This is a genomic window from Mucilaginibacter daejeonensis (assembly GCF_020783335.1).
GTDB classification, from domain to species: domain Bacteria; phylum Bacteroidota; class Bacteroidia; order Sphingobacteriales; family Sphingobacteriaceae; genus Mucilaginibacter; species Mucilaginibacter daejeonensis.
Genome location: NZ_CP086068.1, coordinates 255,219 through 278,190 on the forward strand (window position 1 = coordinate 255,219; position 22,972 = coordinate 278,190).

At 49.7% G+C, this 22,972-nt stretch carries 19 protein-coding genes, 2 tRNA genes and 3 rRNA genes; 20 read left to right on the forward strand and 4 right to left on the reverse strand.

Translation table 11 applies throughout. From position 1 onward, the window contains the following. Positions 1–54 precede the first annotated feature (54 nt). The 3 genes from LLH06_RS01125 to LLH06_RS01135 all read right to left on the reverse strand — a co-directional run bounded on the left by LLH06_RS01125 (position 55) and on the right by LLH06_RS01135 (position 3,022). Complete coding sequence (locus LLH06_RS01125; protein ID WP_228171399.1) at positions 55–609, reverse strand: type 1 glutamine amidotransferase domain-containing protein; 555 nt, start codon at positions 607–609, stop codon at positions 55–57. A 76-nt stretch (positions 610–685) separates the two neighbouring features. Continuing rightward, the gene (locus LLH06_RS01130) at positions 686–1,585 is read right to left on the reverse strand and encodes a LysR family transcriptional regulator (protein WP_228171400.1); all 900 of its coding nucleotides are present in this window, start codon (positions 1,583–1,585) and stop codon (positions 686–688) included. Positions 1,586–1,636: 51 nt separating this feature from the next. Beyond that, complete coding sequence (locus LLH06_RS01135; protein ID WP_228171401.1) at positions 1,637–3,022, reverse strand: methyltransferase RsmF C-terminal domain-like protein; 1,386 nt, start codon at positions 3,020–3,022, stop codon at positions 1,637–1,639. Between the two features lie 756 nt (positions 3,023–3,778). Between LLH06_RS01135 and LLH06_RS01140 the strand changes: the two genes are divergently transcribed. From LLH06_RS01140 to LLH06_RS01225, 18 genes are all read left to right on the forward strand, one after another. Further along, positions 3,779–5,300 (forward strand): 16S ribosomal RNA (locus tag LLH06_RS01140). Between the two features lie 159 nt (positions 5,301–5,459). Beyond that, positions 5,460–5,534 (forward strand) — tRNA-Ile (locus LLH06_RS01145). A 27-nt stretch (positions 5,535–5,561) separates the two neighbouring features. Further along, positions 5,562–5,635 (forward strand) — tRNA-Ala (locus tag LLH06_RS01150). Positions 5,636–5,876: 241 nt separating this feature from the next. Continuing rightward, positions 5,877–8,760: ribosomal RNA gene (locus tag LLH06_RS01155) — 23S ribosomal RNA — on the forward strand. A gap of 210 nt (positions 8,761–8,970) precedes the next feature. Continuing rightward, a 5S ribosomal RNA gene (rrf, locus tag LLH06_RS01160) occupies positions 8,971–9,082 on the forward strand. The 16S, 23S and 5S rRNA genes sit together here with 2 tRNA genes alongside, the layout of an rRNA operon. A 139-nt stretch (positions 9,083–9,221) precedes the next feature. Next, on the forward strand, positions 9,222–9,728 hold the full coding sequence (gene moaC, locus LLH06_RS01165; RefSeq protein ID WP_228171402.1) for a cyclic pyranopterin monophosphate synthase MoaC: 507 nt from the start codon (positions 9,222–9,224) through the stop codon (positions 9,726–9,728). Further along, a complete protein-coding gene (locus tag LLH06_RS01170; RefSeq protein ID WP_228171403.1) occupies positions 9,694–10,848 on the forward strand; it encodes an NTP transferase domain-containing protein in 1,155 nt (384 codons plus the stop codon). The genes moaC and LLH06_RS01170 overlap by 35 nt, the downstream gene beginning before the upstream one ends. A 42-nt stretch (positions 10,849–10,890) precedes the next feature. Next, the gene (locus LLH06_RS01175) at positions 10,891–11,376 is read left to right on the forward strand and encodes a molybdopterin-dependent oxidoreductase (RefSeq protein ID WP_228171404.1); all 486 of its coding nucleotides are present in this window, start codon (positions 10,891–10,893) and stop codon (positions 11,374–11,376) included. Then, entirely contained in the window at positions 11,373–12,110 is a 738-nt protein-coding gene (gene modA, locus LLH06_RS01180) for a molybdate ABC transporter substrate-binding protein (protein ID WP_228171405.1), read from the forward strand. Before LLH06_RS01175 ends, modA begins: the two co-directional genes overlap by 4 nt. A 30-nt stretch (positions 12,111–12,140) precedes the next feature. Continuing rightward, positions 12,141–12,821: a molybdate ABC transporter permease subunit gene (gene modB / locus LLH06_RS01185; RefSeq protein WP_228171406.1), complete on the forward strand. Its 681-nt coding sequence runs from the start codon at positions 12,141–12,143 to the stop codon at positions 12,819–12,821. Next, positions 12,818–13,660 (forward strand): ATP-binding cassette domain-containing protein, encoded by an 843-nt coding sequence (locus LLH06_RS01190; RefSeq protein ID WP_228171407.1) that lies wholly within the window; start codon positions 12,818–12,820, stop codon positions 13,658–13,660. The genes modB and LLH06_RS01190 overlap by 4 nt, the downstream gene beginning before the upstream one ends. A gap of 46 nt (positions 13,661–13,706) precedes the next feature. After that, positions 13,707–13,946: a MoaD/ThiS family protein gene (locus LLH06_RS01195; RefSeq protein WP_228171409.1), complete on the forward strand. Its 240-nt coding sequence runs from the start codon at positions 13,707–13,709 to the stop codon at positions 13,944–13,946. Between the two features lie 4 nt (positions 13,947–13,950). Then, complete coding sequence (locus LLH06_RS01200) at positions 13,951–14,361, forward strand: molybdenum cofactor biosynthesis protein MoaE (protein WP_228171410.1); 411 nt, start codon at positions 13,951–13,953, stop codon at positions 14,359–14,361. A gap of 7 nt (positions 14,362–14,368) precedes the next feature. After that, positions 14,369–15,364, forward strand: a complete 996-nt coding sequence (gene moaA / locus LLH06_RS01205) for a GTP 3',8-cyclase MoaA (RefSeq protein ID WP_228171411.1) — start codon at positions 14,369–14,371, stop codon at positions 15,362–15,364. Between the two features lie 21 nt (positions 15,365–15,385). Next, entirely contained in the window at positions 15,386–16,543 is a 1,158-nt protein-coding gene (locus tag LLH06_RS01210) for a HesA/MoeB/ThiF family protein (RefSeq protein WP_228171412.1), read from the forward strand. Next, complete coding sequence (locus LLH06_RS01215; RefSeq protein ID WP_228171413.1) at positions 16,540–17,727, forward strand: molybdopterin molybdotransferase MoeA; 1,188 nt, start codon at positions 16,540–16,542, stop codon at positions 17,725–17,727. The genes LLH06_RS01210 and LLH06_RS01215 overlap by 4 nt, the downstream gene beginning before the upstream one ends. Before the next feature lie 3 nt (positions 17,728–17,730). Then, positions 17,731–18,876: an XdhC family protein gene (locus LLH06_RS01220; protein ID WP_228171414.1), complete on the forward strand. Its 1,146-nt coding sequence runs from the start codon at positions 17,731–17,733 to the stop codon at positions 18,874–18,876. Continuing rightward, entirely contained in the window at positions 18,869–19,450 is a 582-nt protein-coding gene (locus tag LLH06_RS01225; protein ID WP_228171415.1) for a nucleotidyltransferase family protein, read from the forward strand. Before LLH06_RS01220 ends, LLH06_RS01225 begins: the two co-directional genes overlap by 8 nt. A gap of 5 nt (positions 19,451–19,455) precedes the next feature. Here the strand turns inward: LLH06_RS01225 and LLH06_RS01230 are convergent, their stop codons facing one another. Beyond that, the gene (locus LLH06_RS01230) at positions 19,456–20,436 is read right to left on the reverse strand and encodes a 2-hydroxyacid dehydrogenase (RefSeq protein WP_228171416.1); all 981 of its coding nucleotides are present in this window, start codon (positions 20,434–20,436) and stop codon (positions 19,456–19,458) included. A gap of 213 nt (positions 20,437–20,649) precedes the next feature. On the opposite strand from LLH06_RS01230, the gene LLH06_RS01235 reads away from it, so the two are divergent. Together LLH06_RS01235 and LLH06_RS01240 are read left to right on the forward strand one after the other, a co-directional pair. Further along, positions 20,650–22,386, forward strand: a complete 1,737-nt coding sequence (locus LLH06_RS01235) for a phospho-sugar mutase (RefSeq protein WP_228171417.1) — start codon at positions 20,650–20,652, stop codon at positions 22,384–22,386. 67 nt (positions 22,387–22,453) lie between these two features. Next, positions 22,454–22,930 (forward strand): OsmC family protein, encoded by a 477-nt coding sequence (locus tag LLH06_RS01240; RefSeq protein ID WP_228171418.1) that lies wholly within the window; start codon positions 22,454–22,456, stop codon positions 22,928–22,930. The last annotated feature ends 42 nt before the right edge of the window (positions 22,931–22,972 follow it).

Consider the following 22,972-nt stretch of genomic DNA (forward strand, 5'->3'; position numbering starts at 1 on the left):
GTTTATGTTCTGCTTTTTGTGATCTTGTTATCTGATATGATCAGGATAGTGAGTTTAGTTCACGTCGTGCACGCCCTCGCCGATCTCCTCGATGGTCTTTTTGTTAAAGGCTTCAAGGTCCTCTGGGGTGCGGCTGGTCACTAAACCGTTATCGGTCACTACTTCCTCGTCCACCCATTCCGCGCCTGCATTCTTCAGGTCGGTCTGTAGTGATGGGTACGAGGTCACTTTACGGCCACTGATCAAACCGGTCTCGATCAATAACTGTGGGCCGTGGCATATGGCGGCCAGTGGTTTGCCTTCATCCAAAAATGCCGATGCGAAAGCTACGGCATCCTTGTTCTGGCGTAGCTTGTCTGGGTTCAATACGCCGCCGGGCAATACCAAGGCGTCATAATCATCCGGACTTACATCTTGCAACAATTTGTCCACTTCTACCTCAATGCCCCAGTGGTCTTTATCCCAGGCCTTGATCTTGCCAGTCTTGGTAGAGATGATGTGGACGGTGGCACCAGCTTGCTCCAGCGCCTCTTTAGGGCTGGTCAATTCTACTTGCTCAAATCCTTCTTCTGTTAGTATCGCTACTTTGCGGTTGCTTAAGTTTGCCATGTTATGTATGTTTTTATAGCGGCTAAAATGGTCGCTATGATACTACAAAGGCAAAATTTTAAAGTTTTAAGAAATGTTAATATGTTCTATGCTCCAAGGCATAGTTCATAAAGTTGCTGGTAAGTCCGTAGTCCTCCGTGCCTTTTCGTCGGATGAAGTAAAAATTACGGGTGATCTTCAAACCTTCTACAGGCACTTCTACCAGATCACCTTCACGCAATTCGCGCAAAATGGACGGGCGAGGCATAAAGCCCAGGCACTGATCAGCCAGTAAAAAGTTCTTTAAAGCTTCGGTACCACCTAAACGGATCTTTAATGACAGATCTGCTGGTTTGATATGCAGGTCAGATAGTGCTTTGAGCAGCGCGTTCAGCGTACCCGAACCACGCTCGCGCAAGGCCAGTGGCGTTTTAAGTAGCTGCTTCAAGGTAAGCGACCGCCCCGCCAGCGGACTTTTGGCTGAACATACCGGTATCACCTCGTCGGTCATGAACGGTTGGTATGATACATTGGTAAGCTTATTATCTACTTCGATGATGCCGATATCTACCTCATGATCGAGCAAGGCGTTCAAGATATATTCGGAGTTACGATTGACCAGCTGCACACCAACATTAGCGAACTGGCGCTGAAACCCGGACAATATGGGTGGTAATATATATAGTGCGATAGTGGTACTGGCCCCCAAACGCAAATGCCCCGCCGCGTACGACTGATTACTAAGCAGCGCCAAGTCGTACTCTGCCTTGCGCTCGATCTCGGTGGCCTGTTGCAGATACTCATTCAACTTTTTACCGGCCTCGGTGAGCACTATGCTATTCCCTTTGCGCTCAAATAGCGGCAGTTTATACTGATCTTCCAGCGCCTTAATGTGTTTACTGATGGCCGGCTGAGTAATGAACAGCACCTGTGCCGCCTTCGAGAAACTCAGATTGGCAGCCACCTCGAGGAACACACGATGAGCAAAGGATATCATTAATATATATAGTAGCGTGTCAAAAGTAGCAGTTTTGCTTCGTCGGTACAATTATTTACCCGGCAGCTGCGATATGATCCTTAGCTCTTTTGGATAATAGTTATTGATACGGTTAGGCAATAATTTGGCCCATCCCAAAGAATGCCCCTGATAATTCATCAGGCTCCAGCCTTTAGCCGTGGATGCAAGATCATCTATATTATCCTTGCGCAGATAAGCGATGGCTTGCTCATAGGTAAGCTCCGTCTGCACAAAGAGATCTTTATTGATCAACAGGCTTTGGGCTAGTTCATGGTCAGGTATCAGCTCTTTTCCGGCAAGCTTACCCAGCCTCACGCCCGATTTTTTGATATAAAGATATTGCTGCAAGGTCTCCATACTTTCGCGCAGTGCCTTAGGAATAGCCAACTGATCATCGGCCTGTTTGAAAAAGTAAAGATCCTGTGCATCCTTCACATACGGTTTTAGCTGGTCTATTTTTTTATAATCAGGCTTAGGCTGATCCTTGTTCTTGCGGATGTGTAGTCGGCCGTTGTCATCGCGCTTGCGCAAACATGCTGCGAACAGCCCTTCGCCTTTTACCCGTCCCGGGTAGAACCGATAGCCCCATGCGCCCTGCTTATCTGAACGGCTTTCCAAGATCCCCCAACTCTCATCTACCGGGATCAGAACGCTCTCCAGGTCGAACTCTTCACACAGCCAATCCAGCACCGCCTCATCTTCCTGTACCGAATAGGAGCAGGTAGAATATATCAGGTAGCCATCCTGTTTTAGCGCCGGATAAACATCGGCCAGTATGCGCTCCTGCCGTTGCTGGCAAAGGTCAACATTGGCTTCCGACCATTCGTTCATGGCTTGCGGATCCTTCCTGAACATGCCCGAACCAGAGCAGGGGGCATCAACAACAATAACGTCAAAGAAACCTTTCACCCTCGCAAAGGCTTTAGGGTCATTATTGGTCACGATCACATTGGCATTTCCCCAGCGGTTCAAATTATCGGTCAGAATAGGTACCCGTGTTTTGATGATCTCGTTCGATACCAATAAACCCTCACTACCAATGGCCGAACTTAGCAGCGTGCTCTTGCCGCCGGGCGCTGCACAAAGGTCAAGCACATTAACGGGGCCGTCGGTTATATTATATATGTGCCTAAACATATGGTCGATGAACATGGATGATGCCTCCTGTACATAATAACAACCTGCATGAAATAAGGGGTCGAACGTGAACGACGGACGCTGAGCAAGATAAAAACCATTATTGCACCATGGCACCGGCGATGTATCAGGCAAGGTAACAGCTTTGGCCGGATTGATGCGTACCGAGGTCGGTGCATCCTGCTGTTGATGCGTTTCGATAAAGTTTTGCTCGTTAAAACCCGGTGCCTGCTGTAAAGAGGCAATAAAGCCCTCGGGAAATGATGCCGTGTTATTCATGCATTTCAAAGGTACACATTATATACAGGAAGCTCATGATTCGCCGGGATCAACAGATCGGCAACAAAGACGTGTAAATGCGCCTCTTTTTTGCGTAGATGACAAAATGTGAAAATAATTTGTGTGACCGAAACAAATCTCCTTATCTTTGATGCCCTGCAAGCGAGTAGGGTAGTTATTTGAGGAATAAGGGCGGAAAAAAAAGTTGCAAAAAGGGCTTGACACGAATAGTAAAAAGTTCGCATCTTTGCAGCCGCTCTCGCAACGAGATCGGAAAACTGAAAAGCAGCGAATAGGGTAAAACAAGATGATTTTTCATCTGAAAGCCCCGCAAAATAAATAAAAAATAAATTTTGCAAATAACAAAAAGCTTTCTACCTTTGCACTCCCAAACGGAACGAACGAAAGTTCAGAAAGAAAGGGAACAAGAAGTAAGAGGCACGATGTCTCTGAAAGCTCCGGAAGGAGCGAAACAAAACAAATGAAGATCGGCCACCGCAATGGTGAGAAGATATAAAAGCTGAACCGAGACGGGGAAGCGACAAAGTTCTTTTAAGAAGTAACATGTAGCGTAGCGGGAGAGACATCGAGAGATGTCGGTAACTCCAAGTCAAGTTAAAGAAGACCTTTCAGGTCAACAAATAAACCAACTTTTCGGATACTGTATAAAGATACAAAGATGAGCTTTAGGGCTTATCATTATTAATACAGATTTCTATTTGAGAGAATAGGGTCATGTATCGAACAAAACATTTTACAATGGAGAGTTTGATCCTGGCTCAGGATGAACGCTAGCGGCAGGCCTAATACATGCAAGTCGGACGGGATCAGGGAGCTTGCTCCCTGTGAGAGTGGCGCACGGGTGCGTAACACGTATGTAACCTACCTTTATCAGGGGGATAGCCTCTCGAAAGAGAGATTAACACCGCATAACATCACGATGAAGCATTTCAATGTGATCAAATATTTATAGGATAAAGATGGGCATGCGGGACATTAGCTAGTTGGCGGGGTAACGGCCCACCAAGGCGACGATGTCTAGGGGATCTGAGAGGATGACCCCCCACACTGGTACTGAGACACGGACCAGACTCCTACGGGAGGCAGCAGTAAGGAATATTGGTCAATGGACGCAAGTCTGAACCAGCCATGCCGCGTGCAGGAAGACGGCCCTACGGGTTGTAAACTGCTTTTGTACCGGAATAAACCTTTTCACGTGTGAGAAGCTGAATGTACGGTAAGAATAAGGATCGGCTAACTCCGTGCCAGCAGCCGCGGTAATACGGAGGATCCAAGCGTTATCCGGATTTATTGGGTTTAAAGGGTGCGTAGGTGGCCTGGTAAGTCAGGGGTGAAAGACGGCAGCTTAACTGTCGCAGTGCCTTTGATACTGCCGGGCTTGAATACAGTTGAAGTGGGCGGAATGTGACAAGTAGCGGTGAAATGCATAGATATGTCACAGAACACCGATCGCGAAGGCAGCTCACTAAAGTGTGATTGACACTGAGGCACGAAAGCGTGGGGATCAAACAGGATTAGATACCCTGGTAGTCCACGCCCTAAACGATGAATACTCGATGTTGGCGATATACGGTCAGCGTCTAAGCGAAAGCGTTAAGTATTCCACCTGGGGAGTACGCCCGCAAGGGTGAAACTCAAAGGAATTGACGGGGGCCCGCACAAGCGGAGGAGCATGTGGTTTAATTCGATGATACGCGAGGAACCTTACCCGGGCTTGAAAGTTAGTGAATGATCCAGAGACGGATCAGTCCTTCGGGACACGAAACTAGGTGCTGCATGGCTGTCGTCAGCTCGTGCCGTGAGGTGTTGGGTTAAGTCCCGCAACGAGCGCAACCCCTATGTTTAGTTGCCAGCATGTAAAGGTGGGGACTCTAAACAGACTGCCTACGCAAGTAGAGAGGAAGGAGGGGACGACGTCAAGTCATCATGGCCCTTACGTCCGGGGCTACACACGTGCTACAATGGGCAGTACAGAGGGCAGCTACCTGGCAACAGGATGCCAATCTCAAAAAGCTGTTCACAGTTCGGATCGGGGTCTGCAACTCGACCCCGTGAAGTTGGATTCGCTAGTAATCGCGTATCAGCAATGACGCGGTGAATACGTTCCCGGGCCTTGTACACACCGCCCGTCAAGCCATGGAAGCTGGGGGTACCTGAAGTATGTTACCGCAAGGAGCGTCCTAGGGTAAAACCGGTAACTGGGGCTAAGTCGTAACAAGGTAGCCGTACCGGAAGGTGCGGCTGGAATACCTCCTTTCTGGAGCAGTATCCAAGTGAAAAGAGAGAGGTCGAAGTAACCTTGATAAAGAGTGAAACTGCTACGCACATGTATTTCTTAAGAAGTTAAAAAAGAAGAGGAAAGAGAAACCCTTAAAAAAGAAGAGGCCATATCAGTAAAGTGGCTACATCAAACCATAGTCTCGTAGCTCAGTTTGGTTAGAGCACTACACTGATAATGTAGGGGTCAGCAGTTCAAATCTGCTCGAGACTACTACAGGGTAACGACATCTTTTTGAAAGGGGAATTAGCTCAGCTGGCTAGAGCACCTGCCTTGCACGCAGGGGGTCAACGGTTCGAATCCGTTATTCTCCACATTGTACACTACAGTCATCTCACAAGGGGATGACGTTACAGATGCGTACGAAAGTTCTTTGACATATTGGAAGAAGTAATTGTAAAAACTGAATCAAACAACAGTGAAGGACGTTGAGATCAGTAGCAGGTACGAAGTAGCAAGTAGCAGGACCTCGGTCTTGATACGAGATACTAACTACTTGATACCAGAGCAACATCTAAATAAAACATACCGCCCCGAGCAAAAGCGGGGTGCGTAGAAGAAAGTAAAGAAGGGTACACGGGGGATGCCTTGGCTCTCAGAGGCGATGAAGGACGTGATAAGCTGCGAAAAGCTCCGGGGATCAGCAAATATGAATTGATCCGGAGATGTCCGAATGGGGAAACCTGATCATCTGAAGGATGATCGCAAAAGCGCGAACCTGTTGAACTGAAACATCTAAGTAAACAGAGGAAGAGAAAACAATAGTGATTTCCTGAGTAGTGGCGAGCGAAAGGGAAACAGCCCAAACCCAATATGTTACGGCATACTGGGGGTTGTAGGACCACGACATGGTTACATCAAATAGAAGCGGAAGGGCATGGGAAGGCCCGCCATAGAGCATGAGAGCTGCGTACGCGTAATAAATGATGACCTAGTGAGTTCCTGAGTACTGCGGGGTCGGAGACGCCCTGTAGGAATCTGCCGGCACCATCCGGTAAGGCTAAATACTACTGAGAGACCGATAGTGGACCAGTACCGTGAGGGAAAGGTGAAAAGAACCCCGAACAGGGGAGTGAAATAGAACCTGAAACCGTGTACTTACAAGCGGTCGGAGCAGACCTGTTCTGTGACGGCGTGCCTTTTGCATAATGAGCCTACGAGTTACTCTTCTCTGGCAAGGTTAAGTGTTTAAGACACGAAGCCGAAGCGAAAGCGAGTCTGAATAGGGCGTGCAGTCAGAGGAGGTAGACGCGAAACCTTGTGATCTACCCATGGGCAGGTTGAAGGTGCCGTAACAGGTACTGGAGGACCGAACCGATAAACGTTGAAAAGTTTCCGGATGACCTGTGGGTAGGGGTGAAAGGCTAATCAAACTGGGAAATAGCTCGTACTCCCCGAAATGTTTTTAGGAACAGCGTGGCGGTAAAGTTATACAGAGGTAGAGCTACTGATTGGGTGCGGGGGAGTCATATCCTACCAAATCCAGACAAACTCCGAATGCTGAATAATATACGCTGCAGTGAGGCTCTGGGTGCTAAGGTCCAGGGCCGAGAGGGAAAGAACCCAGACCATCAGCTAAGGTCCCCAAATTACTATTAAGTTGAACTAACGAGGTCCGGCTGCACAGACAGCTAGGATGTTGGCTTGGAAGCAGCCATTCATTTAAAGAGTGCGTAACAGCTCACTAGTCGAGCGGCCGGGCATGGATAATAAACGGGCATTAAATAGTATACCGAAGCTATGGATTACACTTTTAAGTGTACTGGTAGGGGAGCATTCTGCCGCCGGCGAAGCATGACACGACAAGTGCATGTGGAGGTTGCAGAAAAGCAAATGTAGGCATAAGTAACGATAAGGCGGGAGAGAAACCCGCCCACCGAAAGACCAAGGTTTCCTGATCAACGCTAATCGGATCAGGGTTAGTCGGGGCCTAAGGGTAATCCGAGTGGAGATCCCGATGGACAACTGGTTAATATTCCAGTACTTTTTATGACTGCGATGCAGTGACGGAGTAGTGACACATCCGCGTTCTGACGGAATAGAACGTTAAAGGCCGTAGGTATAGGCGGGGTAGTAAAGTACGCCCTGTTTGCTGAAAGCTGATAGTACCGCAGACCTTCGGGCGAGTGGATAGTGATGGTAATCAGACTTCCAAGAAAACCTGCTAAGCTTCAGGTCATAAAGACCCGTACCGCAAACCGACACAGGTGGTCGAGGAGAGGATCCTCAGGTGCTCGAGTGATTCATGGCTAAGGAACTCGGCAAAATGGCCCTGTAACTTCGGGAGAAGGGGCGCTTGCAGCAATGCAAGCCGCAGTGAAAAGGCCCAGGCGACTGTTTAACAAAAACACATGGCTTTGCAAAATCGAAAGATGACGTATAAGGCCTGACACCTGCCCGGTGCCGGAAGGTTAAGAGGGGATGTTAGTCGCAAGGCGAAGCATTGAATCGAAGCCCCGGTAAACGGCGGCCGTAACTATAACGGTCCTAAGGTAGCGAAATTCCTTGTCGGGTAAGTTCCGACCTGCACGAATGGTGTAACGATCTGGGCGCTGTCTCAGCCATGAGCTCGGTGAAATTGTGGTATCGGTGAAGACGCCGGTTACCCGCAACGGGACGGAAAGACCCCATGCACCTTCACTACAACTTAACATTGATATCGGGTACAGGATGTGTAGGATAGGTGGGAGACTGTGATCCGGCTTCGCTAGGAGTCGGTTAGTCAACGTTGAAATACCACCCTTTCTGTATCTGGTGTCTAACTCCGCAAAGCGGAGGACATTGTTTGGCGGGTAGTTTGACTGGGGTGGTCGCCTCCAAAAAGGTAACGGAGGCTTTCAAAGGTAAGCTCAGTACGCTTGGTAACCGTACGCGGAGTGCAATAGCATAAGCTTGCTTGACAGTGAGACAGACAAGTCGAGCTGGGTCGAAAGACGGATATAGTGATCCGGTGGTTCTGCATGGAAGGGCCATCGCTCAAAGGATAAAAGGTACGCTGGGGATAACAGGCTGATCTCCCCCAAGAGCTCATATCGACGGGGAGGTTTGGCACCTCGATGTCGGCTCGTCACATCCTGGGGCTGGAGAAGGTCCCAAGGGTTCGGCTGTTCGCCGATTAAAGTGGCACGCGAGCTGGGTTCAGAACGTCGCGAGACAGTTCGGTCCCTATCTGTTGTGGGCGTTGGAAGTTTGAGTGGGGCTGACCTTAGTACGAGAGGACCGGGTTGGACGAACCTCTAGTGAATCTGTTATGGCGCCAGCTGTACTGCAGAGTAGCTACGTTCGGAATAGATAAGCGCTGAAAGCATCTAAGTGCGAAACTAGCCACAAGATGAGACTTCCCTTGAGGGTCGTGGAAGACTACCACGTTGATAGGTCATAGGTGTAAAGGTGGTGACATCATAGCCGAGTGATACTAATTGCCCGACGCTTTCTTCAATAACAGATAAGGTGGTGAGATCTTTCCGGTCTCACCACCGAACTCAAAAACACAAATAGTACTGTAATCTGATCTCAGTATAATAAGATCACTTCTTCCAATAATATGTCATTGTTCCGTGGAGTAACAAGTACATAGTAGCAAGTAACAAGATAAAATGTCTTGATACTTGATACCAGATACTCACTATCCTAACGAACATTAAGATATTCAGGTGCCTATATCGGCGGTGTCCACCTCTTCCCATTCCGAACAGAGAAGTTAAGCCCGCCTGAGCCGATGGTACTGCGGTAAAACGTGGGAGAGTAGGTCGGTGCCAACCTTTACTACAAATAGCCCCAAGGTCAACAAGACCTCGGGGCTTTTGTCGTTTATGGACTTGGGAAGGCTACGTACTATCGTATCTTTGCCCTGACTTGCTAATGCCGCATAACATAGTAGCTTTGTACCATATACATAGCATGGCATCTCCCGAATCAACGTTTACTCACATCGACCCGACCAATAACTTCCCTTCAATGGTGGATGTTGGCGATAAGCAGATCAACAAACGAATGGCCAAAGCGCAAAGCGTTGTGGTGTTACCATCAGAAGTGATCGCTTTACTTTCCAATAACGATATAGGTACCAAGAAGGGGCCCGTATTTCAAACGGCTATCATTGCCGGCACCATGGCCGTTAAACGTACGGCCGAACTCATACCTCTTTGCCACCCGCTGCCGATCGATAATTGTAAGATCAAGATCAACCTTAACGAGAAGAACGAGGTGGTCATTGAATGCATCGTATCGATGACCGGCAAAACAGGCGTCGAGATGGAGGCCTTGACCGGCGCCAGCATAGCGGCGTTAACTATCTATGATATGTGCAAATCATTTTCGCATAACATTGTTATCAAGGAAACCAAATTATTGGAAAAGACCGGAGGCAAAAGTGACCACAACATCGCATCACCACAAACACCCTGAACTTGTCCGTCCCGAACAGGGAAATTTCCATCGCAATGAACTGGGTATATTAGGTACTAACTGCGGCCAGATCAATTCGTTGGTCACTGCGCTAATGGCCGAGTTGTCTCCATTATACAAAGTAGGCTACGTAGATGCCGATCACCGATCTTCCGCTGCAGATGATGACCAGTTGCTGATCAATGGCTGTTCGGGTTATCTAATGGACCATATTTCACATCGTTCGTTCGATACCAGGCAAGTGATCGAGCCTTTTAGCAGCCGGGCTATGTTAGTGCACCAGGACCTGGTGTTGGTAAATGGTAATCACTTTGCGGCGAACGCACAGATCGTAGTAATAGACCCCGCCAAATCTCTTGAAGCAAAACTGGACAAGCTCACCAATGTAAGGTTGATATTGTTGACGGAAAGGGCCGAAGGCATACCCCAGTATCTAAGCGATCATCTTCCGGTAGGGCATTCTGTATCGGTACCTAAGATCAGTGACGTACTGTCGATAGCGTCGTTCATTCAAAAATATCTGGAAGAGCGTCTTACGCCAATTAAGGGATTGGTTTTAGCGGGTGGCAAAAGCACGCGCATGAAAGAAGATAAGGGCAGCATTGAATACTTTGGCAAAAGTCAGCGTGTGCATGTATATGAAATGCTGAACAAGCATTGTGCAGGTACCTATGTGTCGTACGATGATATAGCCTCCATCGATGACAACGAATCAATACCCGTGATCACTGATAGCTTTTTGGGGCTGGGGCCGTTAGGTGGTATCTTATCGGCCATGCGTACCGACCCAAACAGCGCGTGGCTTACTGTGGCCTGCGATCTGCCTTTCCTTTCTGCTGAAACCCTGGAGTACTTAGTAGCCCATCGTGATACGTCGAAGGTGGCTACGTGTTTTATGGACAGTAATGGCAAATTCCCAGAGCCTTTGATCACTATTTGGGAGCCTCGCGCTTATGCTGTTCTTTTGCAATTCCTGGCTCAGGGATATGCTTGTCCGCGCAAAGCGTTGATCAATACCGACGTGGCCATTCTGCAAGCACCGGATGTAAGTGAGTTCGCTAACATCAATAACCCCGAAGAACGCCAAATGGCTATGCAACGGTTACATCCTGATAGCTGAAAAACGGCTATATTGCAAGCCTAAACAAACCTAACATCATTGATGAACAAATTTCTTCTCGCGTTCGCCCTGCTGACCTGTATCGGCATGCAGCTGCAAGCGCAAACTATCACCATTAGTGGCGATGGGATAGCGGTACCCGTACTGATCACAAAAAGCATGCTGGCCGAACCAAGGCAAGCTGTAGTGATGGCCAAGGCGCACGACGAAAAGGTGCACCGTTACAGCGGGGTCCCCGTCGCTAACTTGCTAGCCAAGGCCGGGTTGCTTTTAGGCGATACCGCTAAGCGGGCTACGATCAAAACATACGTGGTCATTACTGCTGCCGATAATTACAAAGTAATATTCGCCTTGCCCGAGATCGACCCGCTTTTTGCCAACCGTACCATCATACTGGCCGATCGCGCCGATAAGAAAGCACTTCCAGCCGAAGACGGACCTTTCCAGATCATTGTTCCGGGCGAGAAAAAACATGCGCGTTGGATACGCCAGGTGACCAGTATACAAGTAGTAAAACTGAATATATGAAAAAGATATACTACCGGCTCCTGATAGCTGTACTGATCATGCCACTTTGTGCCACAGCGCAAAAAGTAAGGGTAGCAGTAGCAGCCAATGCCCAATTCGTGAGTGAGGCGCTAGCCACCGAGTTCAAGAGAACGACCGGGATCACTGCCGAGATGATCGTGGGTTCCTCAGGCAAATTGACGGCACAGATCGAGCAAGGGGCACCTTTTGATGTGTTCCTGTCTGCCGATACAAAATATCCGCAGGCCTTATATGATAAGGGTCTGACCACACAAAAACCCAAGACTTATGCCTTGGGCGTGCTGGTGCTTTGGACGATCAAGGATATCCGTCCATCGCTGCCTATCCTGGCGCGGTCGCAGGTAAAAAAGATCGCGATCGCCAACCCCGAACTGGCTCCTTACGGCCAGGCGGCTATGGAATGCTTGAAGGTGAACCGGATCAGCGGACTATTAAAGGATAAGCTGGTGATCGGGGAAAGCATAGCCCAAGTGAACCAATATTTGCTGACCGGCGCTGTAGAGGCAGCTTTTACCGCACGTTCGGTAGTGATGGATCCCGAGCTAAAAGATAAAGGTAACTGGACCGTTATCGACCCTCGTACCTACCATCCGATGAGGCAGGGCGTGGTCATACTGAAGACAGCTGCTAATGCTGAATCAGCTCAAAAATTCTACGACTTCCTGTTCAGCGATGCCGCCAAAAAGATATTCGAACAATACGGCTACAGATAAAAGATAGGCTTACATCCTGACACGATACACATGGCCGACCTTCAACCGCTTTGGCTTACCCTGAAACTGGCATCGGTCACTACCGTTTGCCTGTTGCTTATTGGAGTACCCATCGCGGCCGCCCTGGCTACAACGCGCTACCGCATCAAGCCGTTCGTGGAAGCGGTCGTGAGCTTACCCTTAGTACTGCCACCATCGGTGTTGGGTTTTTATCTGCTCCTGGCGTTTAGCCCTGCACAAGGGTTAGGAAAGTTCCTGAGTGATCACTTCAATATTCATCTGCTTTTTTCCTTCCCAGGGTTGGTGGTCGGGTCCGTCATCTACAGTTTGCCTTTTATGGTCCATCCCATTCAGTCGGGGTTAGAGGCTTTACCATCCAGTTTGCGCGAAGCTTCTGCCACTCTGGGGAAGACGAACATGCAAACCCTGTTCCATGTGCTGTTGCCTAATGTCAAACCGGCACTGCTCACAGGCATTGTACTCACCTTTGCTCACACATTGGGCGAGTTCGGTTTGGTGTTGATGATCGGTGGTAACCTGCCCAGTGTAACGCGTGTGGCCAGTATCGCTATCTATAACGAGGTAGAGGCGTTAAATTTCCATAACGCTCACGTTTATGCGGCTATTCTACTCATTGTGTCGTTCATTATCCTGCTCACGGTCTATAGCCTTAATAAGCGCACCACTAAACACCTCCGCTCGCCATTATGATCAGGCTACGCATCCAGAAGGAGCTGAACATGGTCAACGGGAAAAAGCTATTGACCATCGATACTCATATCGCTCAGGGGGACTTCACTGCCTTGTATGGTCCTTCAGGAGCGGGTAAGACCACCATCTTACGCATACTGGCCGGCCTATTAAAACCGGATGAAGGTCATATAGAGGTGGACGGTGAGGTATGGCTGGATACGACAAAAAACATCAGCTTACCGCCCCAACAACGCGGCATCGGGTTCGTTTTTCAGGACCATGCGCTGTTCCCTAACATGACGGTGCGTCAAAATCTGCTTTATGCCTTACCTGCTGGGGCACCGAAAAGCCAAGCCGATGAACTGCTCGAATTGACCGGACTGACAGCATTGGGCGCACAAATGCCTCAAACCCTCTCAGGCGGACAAAAGCAGCGCGTAGCACTGGCCCGTGCATTAGTGAGACGACCTAAGCTCCTGTTGCTTGATGAGCCCTTTTCATCCTTAGATGATGCCATGAGCGAGGCTCTAAGGATAGAACTGAAGAAGATCCATCAACTTTATGGCATTACCACTTTAATGGTGAGCCATAACATGGCCGAGATATGCCAGCTTGCGCAACACGTGATCAGTACCGATCAGGGGCAGGTCATCAACACTGGCACCCCTGCAAAGGTGTTCGGCTTGCAAAGGGCCGAAGGCGAATTGATGGGGCAGGTGATTGCGGTGGATGCTGAAAAGGCGACGGTCATGATCGGGAATAACGTGATCGATATACCCTTACCTGACCCAACGATCGCCGTGGGTGATCGCGTAACACTACATACCGCCGACCTTTCTTTCAAAAAGCTTTTGTAACTTTATACTTGTGGGCAAACAGAATAGCGTTGTTCGCATTCTATCAATGAAGATCTTATTATTTGGCATCACGCGCGACATCATTGGGCAAACCCAACTGACCGTTCCCGAAGGAGCATCATTACATACCGTAAAGCAATTAAAGGACTGGCTGGGACAACAATATCCGGCTATCAATACGCTTAGTTCGCTGGCGGTGTCGGTAGATAGTGAGTACGCCGCCGATGATGATGAGCTGACCGCCGGACAAGAGATCGCTTTGATACCGCCTGTAAGCGGCGGTTAATAATATGCTGATCAAATTAGTTGAACATATCGACCTAAACGAGGTATATGCCCATTTGCATGATACGGGTGCAGGTGCCGTTAACCTTTTTGTAGGTACGGTCCGTGATCACTCCAAAGGCAAAAAAGTGATCAGGCTAGATTTTGAGGCGTATGATGCCATGGCGCTGAAGCAAATGCATCACCTGGCCGATCAGGCCATGCAGCAATGGCCGTTGGTCAAGCTGGCTATCGTACATGCCGTTGGAGCTAAGGATCCCGGCGTACCCGTGGTAGTGATCGGCGTGTCATCGGCACACCGGGAGGCGTCTTTTGAGGCCTGCCGTTTCCTGATCGATGAATTAAAAAAGACGGTGCCGATCTGGAAGAAGGAATTTTACGAGGATAACAGCGTTTGGGTAAATGCCCATCCGTAACGTACAAATGAACGACAACAAACTGGTAGACAGATACGGCAGGCAGCTTAATTACCTGCGGCTTTCGGTGACCGATCGCTGCAACTTCAGGTGTTACTACTGCATGCCCGAAGAAGGGATCGACTTTGCATCGCGTAAAGAGCTAATGAGCTTTGACGAGATGCTGCGCCTGTCGTCCGTGTTTTGCCAGTTGGGGATATCCAAGATCCGCATCACTGGCGGAGAGCCCTTTGTGCGTAACGGCATTATGCCTTTTTTGGATGAATTGCGCCAGTTGGATGGACTGAACGAGATCACGGTGACCAGTAACGGTACGCTCTCGAGTCGCTACCGCAAGCAGTTGCTGGGTATGGGCATCAAAAAGATCAACATCAGTCTTGATTCGTTAGACCGCGAGCGTTTTCACCGCATCACCCGTCGTGACAGTTTTGAGGAAGTTTATCAAAGCATCTTTGATCTGCTGAACGATGGTTTCGAGGTAAAGCTCAACTGCGTGGTTGCCAGCAACAAGAATATACAGGACATCATTCCGTTCATCGAGCTTACCCGTGATCAGGCATTATCGGTCCGTTTTTTGGAGGAGATGCCGTTTAACGGCACCGATGGTAAGCAGCCCCTGTTCGAGTGGGATCATAAGCGCATCGCTGATCACATCCATCAATATTACCCTGACACGGTACGCCTGATCAGCGAGGCCAACTCAACATCGGTCAATTACCAAGTGCCCGGCCACCGCGGTAGTTTCGGGATCATACCCTCGTTCAGTCGTACCTTTTGCGGAACTTGCAACAGGGTAAGGCTATCAGCCACCGGCGAGTTGCGTACCTGTTTGTATGGCCCTCCGGTAGCTAATCTGCGTGATCTGTTGCGCAGTGGTGCTTCATCTGCCAATGTAGCTAACGAAATACTGGTAGCCGTGGCCAACCGCGAACGCGACGGCCATGCGGCCGAGCTGGCCAGCCAAGGCAATATCCATACTTCCATGTCGGTGCTGGGTGGTTAAAAGCCGCTCATACTACTATCAATGAACGACCCTATGATCACCGACGATACTCTCTATAATACCAACTCCCCCACCAAAAGAGGTGGGGAGAGATATTCCCGTCAAACCGCTTTAAACAACTTAGGCGAAGCTGGTCAGCAAAAGCTCAGGAACGCTAAAGTGCTGGTGGTGGGTGCCGGAGGTTTGGGCGTGCCGGTATTACAATACCTGGCGGGTATGGGTATAGGCACTATCGGTATCGTTGATGCTGATACCGTTTCGTTAAGTAACCTGCACCGCCAAATATTATATAGCGAGCAAGACATCAACAAAAAGAAAGTGGCCGCTTCGGCTGAAAGATTAAGGGCGCTCAACAGTGAGATAAAGATCGATACTCACGATACATTCCTGGATGCTGGTAACGCCATGACCTTGCTGAGTGGATATGATGTGGTCGTTGATGCCACCGATAATTTTAGCGCCCGCTATTTGCTGAATGATGCCTGTGTCATGCTGAATAAGCCCTGCGTATATGGTGCCGTGCAGCAATATGAGGGGCATGTGAGCGTATTCAACTTCAATAACGGGCCCACTTACCGCGATCTTTATCCTGAACCACCCCAAGCCAATGAGATACCCGACTGCAACACAGCAGGCGTATTAGGCGTGGCACCAGGTATAATCGGTTGTCAGCAAGCTTTGCAGGTGGTCAAGATCATTACCGGTATCGGCACTACCTTGTCGGGCTACTTGCAGATCTTTGACCTGCTGACCGACGAACAATATAAGATCAAATTAAAGGTAAGACCCGATAACAAGATGATCGATCGCTTACAGCAGAGTTATGAAACACCTGTTTGCAATTCGGTGCAGCAATTGACCGTAGAAGAACTATACGACCGCTACGAGAAGCAGGAACACTTCGACCTGATCGATGTGCGGGAGATACATGAATTTGAGGAAGAACACCTGCTCCATGCACGTTGCATGCCAGCTTTACAATTTGACCCAAAGTCGATCACTGTTGATGCCGGCGTGCCGGTGATCCTATTTTGCCAGAAAGGAGCACGAAGCAACAAAGCGGCACAGACCCTTCAAAGGCGATATCCTTCGGCGCAGATCTTCAGTGTGCTGGGCGGTATGGAATACTGGCAGGATGAATTTGACGACGCATACTTAGTGAAAGGCCCAACGATATGATCAGTGTCGAACAAGCATTACAATTGGTAGCCACCGAAGCCAACGTTTTTACGACCGAGGATGTCGCGCTGCTCCATTCCAATGGACGCATAATTGCCCAGGATGTAGTGGCCGACCGGGATATGCCACCGTTCGACCGGGCCACCATGGATGGAATCGCGATCGACAGCAGTGTGTTCCAGGGCAATGGTCAGCGGTTCTTGATAGAAGATATACAGCCCGCCGGTCACCCGCAAAAGCAACTCCAGGACCCGCTCAACGCCTTAGAGGTGATGACCGGGGCAATGCTCCCCCAAGGCACCGATGCGGTGATCCGGTATGAGGATATAGCGATCAGTGATGATACAGCCACCGTACATCTGGAGGAGGTGAAGCCTAAACAGAACGTACATTTACAGGGAGCCGATGAAAAGGCAGGAGAGGTACTGGTCTGCAGCGGCAGCAGGATAACGCCGGCTATCGTAGCGACCATGGCTTCGGTGGGAATGGCCAGCGTAGAGGTGTATCGTTTGCCCCGGATAGCGGTATGCTCCACGGGCGACGAATTGGTGGATGTAGAGCAAGTGCCTGAAGCGCATCAGATCCGCCGCTCTAACAGTTACATGTTGCTGGCCGCCTTACAACAGGAAGGTATCACGGCTAACGCCTATCACCTGCCTGATGAGCCAGAGGCCATGACCCAACAGATCAGTGCCATGTTGGCCTATCACGAGGTGTTGCTGTTCTCCGGGGCGGTATCGAAGGGGAAGTTCGACCACTTACCTGGGGTACTGGCAAGCCGCGGAATGCAGACCATTTTTCATAATATCGCCCAAAAGCCGGGTAAACCTTTGCTGTTCGGTAAGATGCCGCAGGGAACTATCGTTTTCGGGTTTCCTGGTAACCCGGTGTCTACCTGGGTATGTTACCAGCTCTATTTCAGGCACTGGCTTGATCGTTCGCAAGGGTTAGATACCGCTAAAGTGCAAGCAACTTTGTCACGACCGCTTACCTTTAAACCGGCGCTTACCCATCATGTATTGGTAAAATTGAATAAAGAGCAAGGTTTCCTGAAAGCGGTGCCGGTCAGCACTTCCACCTCGGGCGATATGGTAAATCTCATGCAGGGCGAAGGGCTGATCAGCCTGCCAGCCAACGAAGAATATTTTGAAGCGGGCCGTGTTTTTGACGTGCTGACCTTTTGATCAATGAAAGAACTGGAAGATATCATTAAAGCATTCGATGCTGCTCAGCAACAGGGCAAGCTCACCGCATTGGCTACCGTGGTGCGGGTGGAAGGCTCATCCTACCGCAGGGCAGGTGCCCGTATGCTGGTGACCGAGGACGGCGAACTGACCGGTGCCATCAGCGGCGGGTGCCTGGAAGGTGATGCCCTACGCAAGGCCCGCCTGGTAATGGCCCAGCAACGCCCAATGCTGGTCACCTATGATACCACCGACGATGATGATGCTAAACTGGGTGTAGGCTTGGGTTGCAACGGCATTATCCATATCCTGATCGAACCGATCGACGCCAATAGCAACGACCATGTGATCACCTTCTTTAAAGGTTTCCTGGCCAAAAGGCAAAATGTGGTGGTGGTGACGCTATTCTCACTGGCCGACCGCCGGGCCGCACAGCCCGGTAGCTGCATGCTTTTAGGGGCCGATCAGTACGTGGCCAGATTGCTTCACCCGGCTATGGAGCCCGAGGTAAAAGCTGATGCTCTGGATGTATGGAACAGTGGTCGCTCCGTGATCAAAGAATATGATCAGGGGCTCACGGCCTTTATCGAATTGCTGCGACCGCCCATGTCGCTCATCATATTTGGCGCGGGTAATGACGCCATACCGTTGGTACAAACGGCAGCGGTATTAGGGTGGCATACCACCGTGGTTGATGGCCGGGCCAACTATGCCGTGCCGGCACGTTTCCCGTTAGCCAAAAGGATATTGATCGCACGGCCCGAAGAAGCCCTGCCTCAGCTCGACCTGGATAGCCGCACCGCCGTGGTACTCATGACCCATAATTACAATTATGATCTGGCCATGCTGCGTCTACTCCTTCCGTTGCAACTGACCTATGTAGGCAGCTTAGGACCGAAAAAGAAACTGCAACGCATGTTGGACGAACTGCAGGAAGAAGGCATACAGCCTTCGCCCCAACAGTTGCAAAGCATTTATGGCCCTACCGGTCTCGACATCGGTGCGGAAACTTCTGAAGAGATAGCCCTATCCATCATTGCCGAGATACAGGCCGTGATACAAGGCCGTAACGGACAGAACTTGCGGTTGCGCGAAGGTGCCATTTATGACCATAGCCGCATCTTATCCATTGGTCAAGGTCATGGCTGATTATACCACTGGCATTATTATATTGGCCGCAGGCAGCTCATCACGATTAGGGCAGCCTAAGCAATTGGTGAAATATCAGGGTAAGACCTTATTAACGCGAGCCACTGAGGCGGCAAAGGAAGTTGCTGACGGTGCAGTGATAGTTGTGACAGGCGCTCATGAGCAATTGATCAAGGCAGAGGTAGCAGAAATAGACGTGCACATTGTACATAACCCTCTTTGGCAGCAGGGCATGGCTTCTTCCATCAATGCAGGCATCAGTGCGCTACCATCAGGCACGCAGCAGGCGATCATCATGTTATGTGATCAACCCTTTGCCGATGCCGCTCTTCTAAAAGAAATGATTGATCAGCAACGGCTTCACGATAGCAAATTGGTGGCTTGTACCTATGGCGGTTCAACAGGCGTACCGGCTTTGTTCGATCAAACCCTCTTTGCCGAACTGCTCGAACTCAAAGGACAAGAGGGCGCCAAAAAGATCATTCAAAAATATCGGGAGCAGGCCACTATCATACCATTCGAGAAGGGAAGCATTGATATCGACACGCCCCCCGATCTTGAACACCTCCGATAGTCAGCCTAAACGCGGTTCACCAGCTCACGCTGGCCTGCGTAGGCATCAATGTTATTGAACGTCGTGGTGGCGATCTGCTCCATGGCTTCTTTCGTGAAAAAGCCCTGATGAGAGGTGATCAGTACGTTAGGGAACGAGATGAGCCGCATAATGAGGTCGTCCTGAATGATATCTTCCGACAGGTCATGAAAGAACAATTTCCCTTCCTGCTCATAAACATCCAACCCTAAGTAACCCAGTCTACCATGCTTAAGGGCATCGATCACCGCTATAGTATCGATCAATCCGCCGCGGCTGGTGTTGATCAGCATCGCTCCGGGCTTGAACAATTCAAGCGTATGCTTATTGATCAGGTGTTTGGTGCTCTCCATAAGCGGGCAGTGTAACGATACCACATCCGCATCGGCCAGTGTCTCTTCCAGTGACCCATAAGTAACACCATTAGCCTGTAGCTCAACGTCTGGATAGATGTCGTAAGCATGGATACGACAGCCAAAGCCCTTTAGGATGTGGCAAAGCGCCTTACCGATATTGCCTGTACCGATCACGGCGACCTTACGGCCATGCAGGTTAAAGCCCATCAGTCGTTCCAACGAAAAATTACCCTCGCGGATGCGGTTGTAAGCTTTGTGCGTTTTGCGGTTGAGGGTAAGGATCAGGGCCATAGCATGCTCGGCCACCGCCTCGGGCGAGTAAGCCGGAACCCTCAGCACAGGGATATCCAGTTTTTTGGCCGCCTCAAGGTCAACGTTGTTGAAGCCCGCACAACGAAGCACGATGAGCCTCACCCCATTTTGCTGCAAGGTATTCAACACGATTGCGTTCACCTGGTCATTCACAAAGATGCATACGGCATCAAAACCCGCGGTAAGCTGAGCGGTCTGCTCGTTCAGGGGCAGCACGAAAAATTCCAGCTCATGGCCGGTATTATGGCGGGTCAGAAAGTCACGGTCGTATTGATAGGTACTAAATACAGCGATCCTCATGATAAATAGCGTTAAAATGGATAAGATATGATAAGCCAAGTTATGAACAAAAGCGCACATCAAATGTTATGAATATCCTATATTCAAGTGATGGCCGTCATATACGTCGCCAGCTTAAATATTTCATCTTAAGTTGATCTTAGAGATATTTTTTATTATCATATTTGAACTCAACTGATATCATATATATCCGCTAATCACACAATTTTGAACATGCAGGAATTAGATCCCACCATTTTACAAAAAGCTAACGCATGGCTTGAAGGAAACTACGACGCTGACGTTAAACAGCAGATACAAAAATTACTGGACGATAAATCATACGCCGAACTGACCGACGCATTTTACAAGGACCTGGAATTCGGTACCGGCGGTTTGCGTGGCACCATGGGCCCCGGATCTAACCGTATCAATAAATATACTATCGGCGCTGCCACTCAAGGTTTGGCCAATTACTTGAAAAAGACCTATCCGGGCGAGCAGATCAAGGTCGCTATCGCACATGATAGCCGCAACAATTCTGACCTGCTGGCCGGCATCACGGCCGACGTATTCTCGGCCAACGGCATTTACGTTTACTTCTTTAAAGCGCTTCGCCCAACACCCGAGCTGTCTTTCGCGGTTCGTCACTTTGGCTGTAAAAGCGGTGTGATGCTTACCGCATCACATAACCCTAAAGAGTACAACGGTTACAAAGCTTACGGTCATGATGGTGGCCAGTACGTATCGCCTGCCGATAAGGACGTGATGAAGGAAGTTGCCGCGATCACCAGCATCGACGAGATCAAATTTGAGCGTAACCAAGCCAACATCGAGCTGATCGGCGAAGAGGTTGATCAGTTGTACCTGGATAAGATCAAGGCCTTATCAGTATCTCCGGATGCCATCCAACGTCAAAAAGATCTGAAGATCGTTTACTCACCGCTGCATGGTACCGGTATCACGATGGTGCCTAAGGCACTGGCCGAGTTCGGTTTCGAGAACGTGACCGTGGTTGAAGAGCAGGCCACACCTGATGGTAACTTCCCTACCGTGGTGTACCCTAACCCGGAAGAGAAAGAAGCGTTGACCCTGGCCATGAAAAAGGCCGCTGAGATAGATGCCGACCTGGTGATGGCAACCGACCCTGACGCCGATCGCGTTGGTATAGCGGCCAAGAACCCCGACGGCGAGATTGTATTGATGAACGGTAACCAGGCGGCCAGCTTGCTGATTAACTACCTGCTTACTGCATGGCAGGAGAAAGGCAAACTGACCGGTAACGAATACATCGTGAAAACGATCGTGACCTCATACCTGCTGGATAAGATCGCTGCCGATAAAGGCGTGGAGTGCTACAACACCCTTACCGGCTTCAAATACATCGGTGAGCTGATGACCAAGTTCGAAGGTAAAAAGACCTTTATTGGTGGTGGCGAAGAAAGCTATGGCTACCTGATCGGCGATATCGTTCGTGATAAGGATGCTGTAGTATCGGCAGCGTTCATCGCCGAGATGACCGCTTTCTACAAAGACAAGGGTAGCAGCTTGTTCGAGGCACTGATCGAGACCTACCTGCAATATGGTTTCTACAAAGAGACTCTGATCTCGATCACCAAGAAAGGTCAGTCGGGTGCCGAAGAGATCAAGGCCATGATCGAGAAGTTCCGTACCAATCCGCCGGCCACTTTGGGCGGCTCAAAGGTGGTTGCTTTGAAAGATTACGAGAAACAGGTGGAGACCGACTTGAACACAGGTGCCACCAAACCGCTTGACCTGCCGGTGTCTGACGTATTGCAGTTCTTTACCGAGGATGGCAGCATCATTTCGGCACGCCCTTCAGGTACTGAGCCTAAGATCAAGTTCTATTGCAGCGTGAACACCAAGCTGGCCAGCAAAGAAGCTTTCAAAGCTACCGAGGCTGAGCTGGATGCCAAGCTTCAAAATATCATGAAGGATCTGGGTGTGTAACACCTCATTCCAAATACTGCTAAGATCCCGGGACCTGTTCCGGGATCTTTGTGTTTTAAGCTGAACCATGAACAAGCAACATCATTACACTACTAACCTGACCTGGACGGGCAACACGGGTACGGGCACGGCCAATTACCGCGCATACGAACGGGCGTTCGAGGTGCATATAGACGGCAAGCCGGTGCTCAAGGGTTCTTCAGACCCGGCCTTTAGAGGTGACGCTACGCGATATAACCCTGAGGAGCTTTTGCTGGCCTCATTATCGAGCTGCCATATGTTATGGTTCCTGCATTTTTGCGCGGAGGCCGGAGTGATGGTGACCGCCTACACCGATGCAGCGACGGCCATTATGCAGGAAGACGCCGACGGTAACGGTCGTTTTACCGAGGCTACTTTACATCCCAATGTGACCGTGACCGATGAGGCCATGGTCGCCCGGCTGGATGAACTTCATAAAAAGGCTAATAAGTTTTGCTTTATAGCCAATTCGGTCAATTTTCCGATCAAGCATGAGGCTGTTGGTCTGGTAGGTGCCAGCTAAATATAACGACCTGTTAAACCCTGTTGCTGCAAAAGCATCATA

What these genes read in the sequence shown, in the direction of transcription:
- LLH06_RS01125 (WP_228171399.1), bottom strand. Translation starts at nt 609, where the DNA reads ATGGCAAACTTAAGCAACCGCAAAGTAGCGATACTAACAGAAGAAGGA.
- LLH06_RS01130 (WP_228171400.1), bottom strand. Translation starts at nt 1,585, where the DNA reads ATGATATCCTTTGCTCATCGTGTGTTCCTCGAGGTGGCTGCCAATCTG.
- LLH06_RS01135 (WP_228171401.1), bottom strand. Translation starts at nt 3,022, where the DNA reads ATGAATAACACGGCATCATTTCCCGAGGGCTTTATTGCCTCTTTACAG.
- moaC (WP_228171402.1), top strand. Translation starts at nt 9,222, where the DNA reads ATGGCATCTCCCGAATCAACGTTTACTCACATCGACCCGACCAATAAC.
- LLH06_RS01175 (WP_228171404.1), top strand. Translation starts at nt 10,891, where the DNA reads ATGAACAAATTTCTTCTCGCGTTCGCCCTGCTGACCTGTATCGGCATG.
- modA (WP_228171405.1), top strand. Translation starts at nt 11,373, where the DNA reads ATGAAAAAGATATACTACCGGCTCCTGATAGCTGTACTGATCATGCCA.
- modB (WP_228171406.1), top strand. Translation starts at nt 12,141, where the DNA reads ATGGCCGACCTTCAACCGCTTTGGCTTACCCTGAAACTGGCATCGGTC.
- LLH06_RS01190 (WP_228171407.1), top strand. Translation starts at nt 12,818, where the DNA reads ATGATCAGGCTACGCATCCAGAAGGAGCTGAACATGGTCAACGGGAAA.
- LLH06_RS01195 (WP_228171409.1), top strand. Translation starts at nt 13,707, where the DNA reads ATGAAGATCTTATTATTTGGCATCACGCGCGACATCATTGGGCAAACC.
- LLH06_RS01200 (WP_228171410.1), top strand. Translation starts at nt 13,951, where the DNA reads ATGCTGATCAAATTAGTTGAACATATCGACCTAAACGAGGTATATGCC.
- moaA (WP_228171411.1), top strand. Translation starts at nt 14,369, where the DNA reads ATGAACGACAACAAACTGGTAGACAGATACGGCAGGCAGCTTAATTAC.
- LLH06_RS01210 (WP_228171412.1), top strand. Translation starts at nt 15,386, where the DNA reads ATGAACGACCCTATGATCACCGACGATACTCTCTATAATACCAACTCC.
- LLH06_RS01215 (WP_228171413.1), top strand. Translation starts at nt 16,540, where the DNA reads ATGATCAGTGTCGAACAAGCATTACAATTGGTAGCCACCGAAGCCAAC.
- LLH06_RS01220 (WP_228171414.1), top strand. Translation starts at nt 17,731, where the DNA reads ATGAAAGAACTGGAAGATATCATTAAAGCATTCGATGCTGCTCAGCAA.
- LLH06_RS01225 (WP_228171415.1), top strand. Translation starts at nt 18,869, where the DNA reads ATGGCTGATTATACCACTGGCATTATTATATTGGCCGCAGGCAGCTCA.
- LLH06_RS01230 (WP_228171416.1), bottom strand. Translation starts at nt 20,436, where the DNA reads ATGAGGATCGCTGTATTTAGTACCTATCAATACGACCGTGACTTTCTG.
- LLH06_RS01235 (WP_228171417.1), top strand. Translation starts at nt 20,650, where the DNA reads ATGCAGGAATTAGATCCCACCATTTTACAAAAAGCTAACGCATGGCTT.
- LLH06_RS01240 (WP_228171418.1), top strand. Translation starts at nt 22,454, where the DNA reads ATGAACAAGCAACATCATTACACTACTAACCTGACCTGGACGGGCAAC.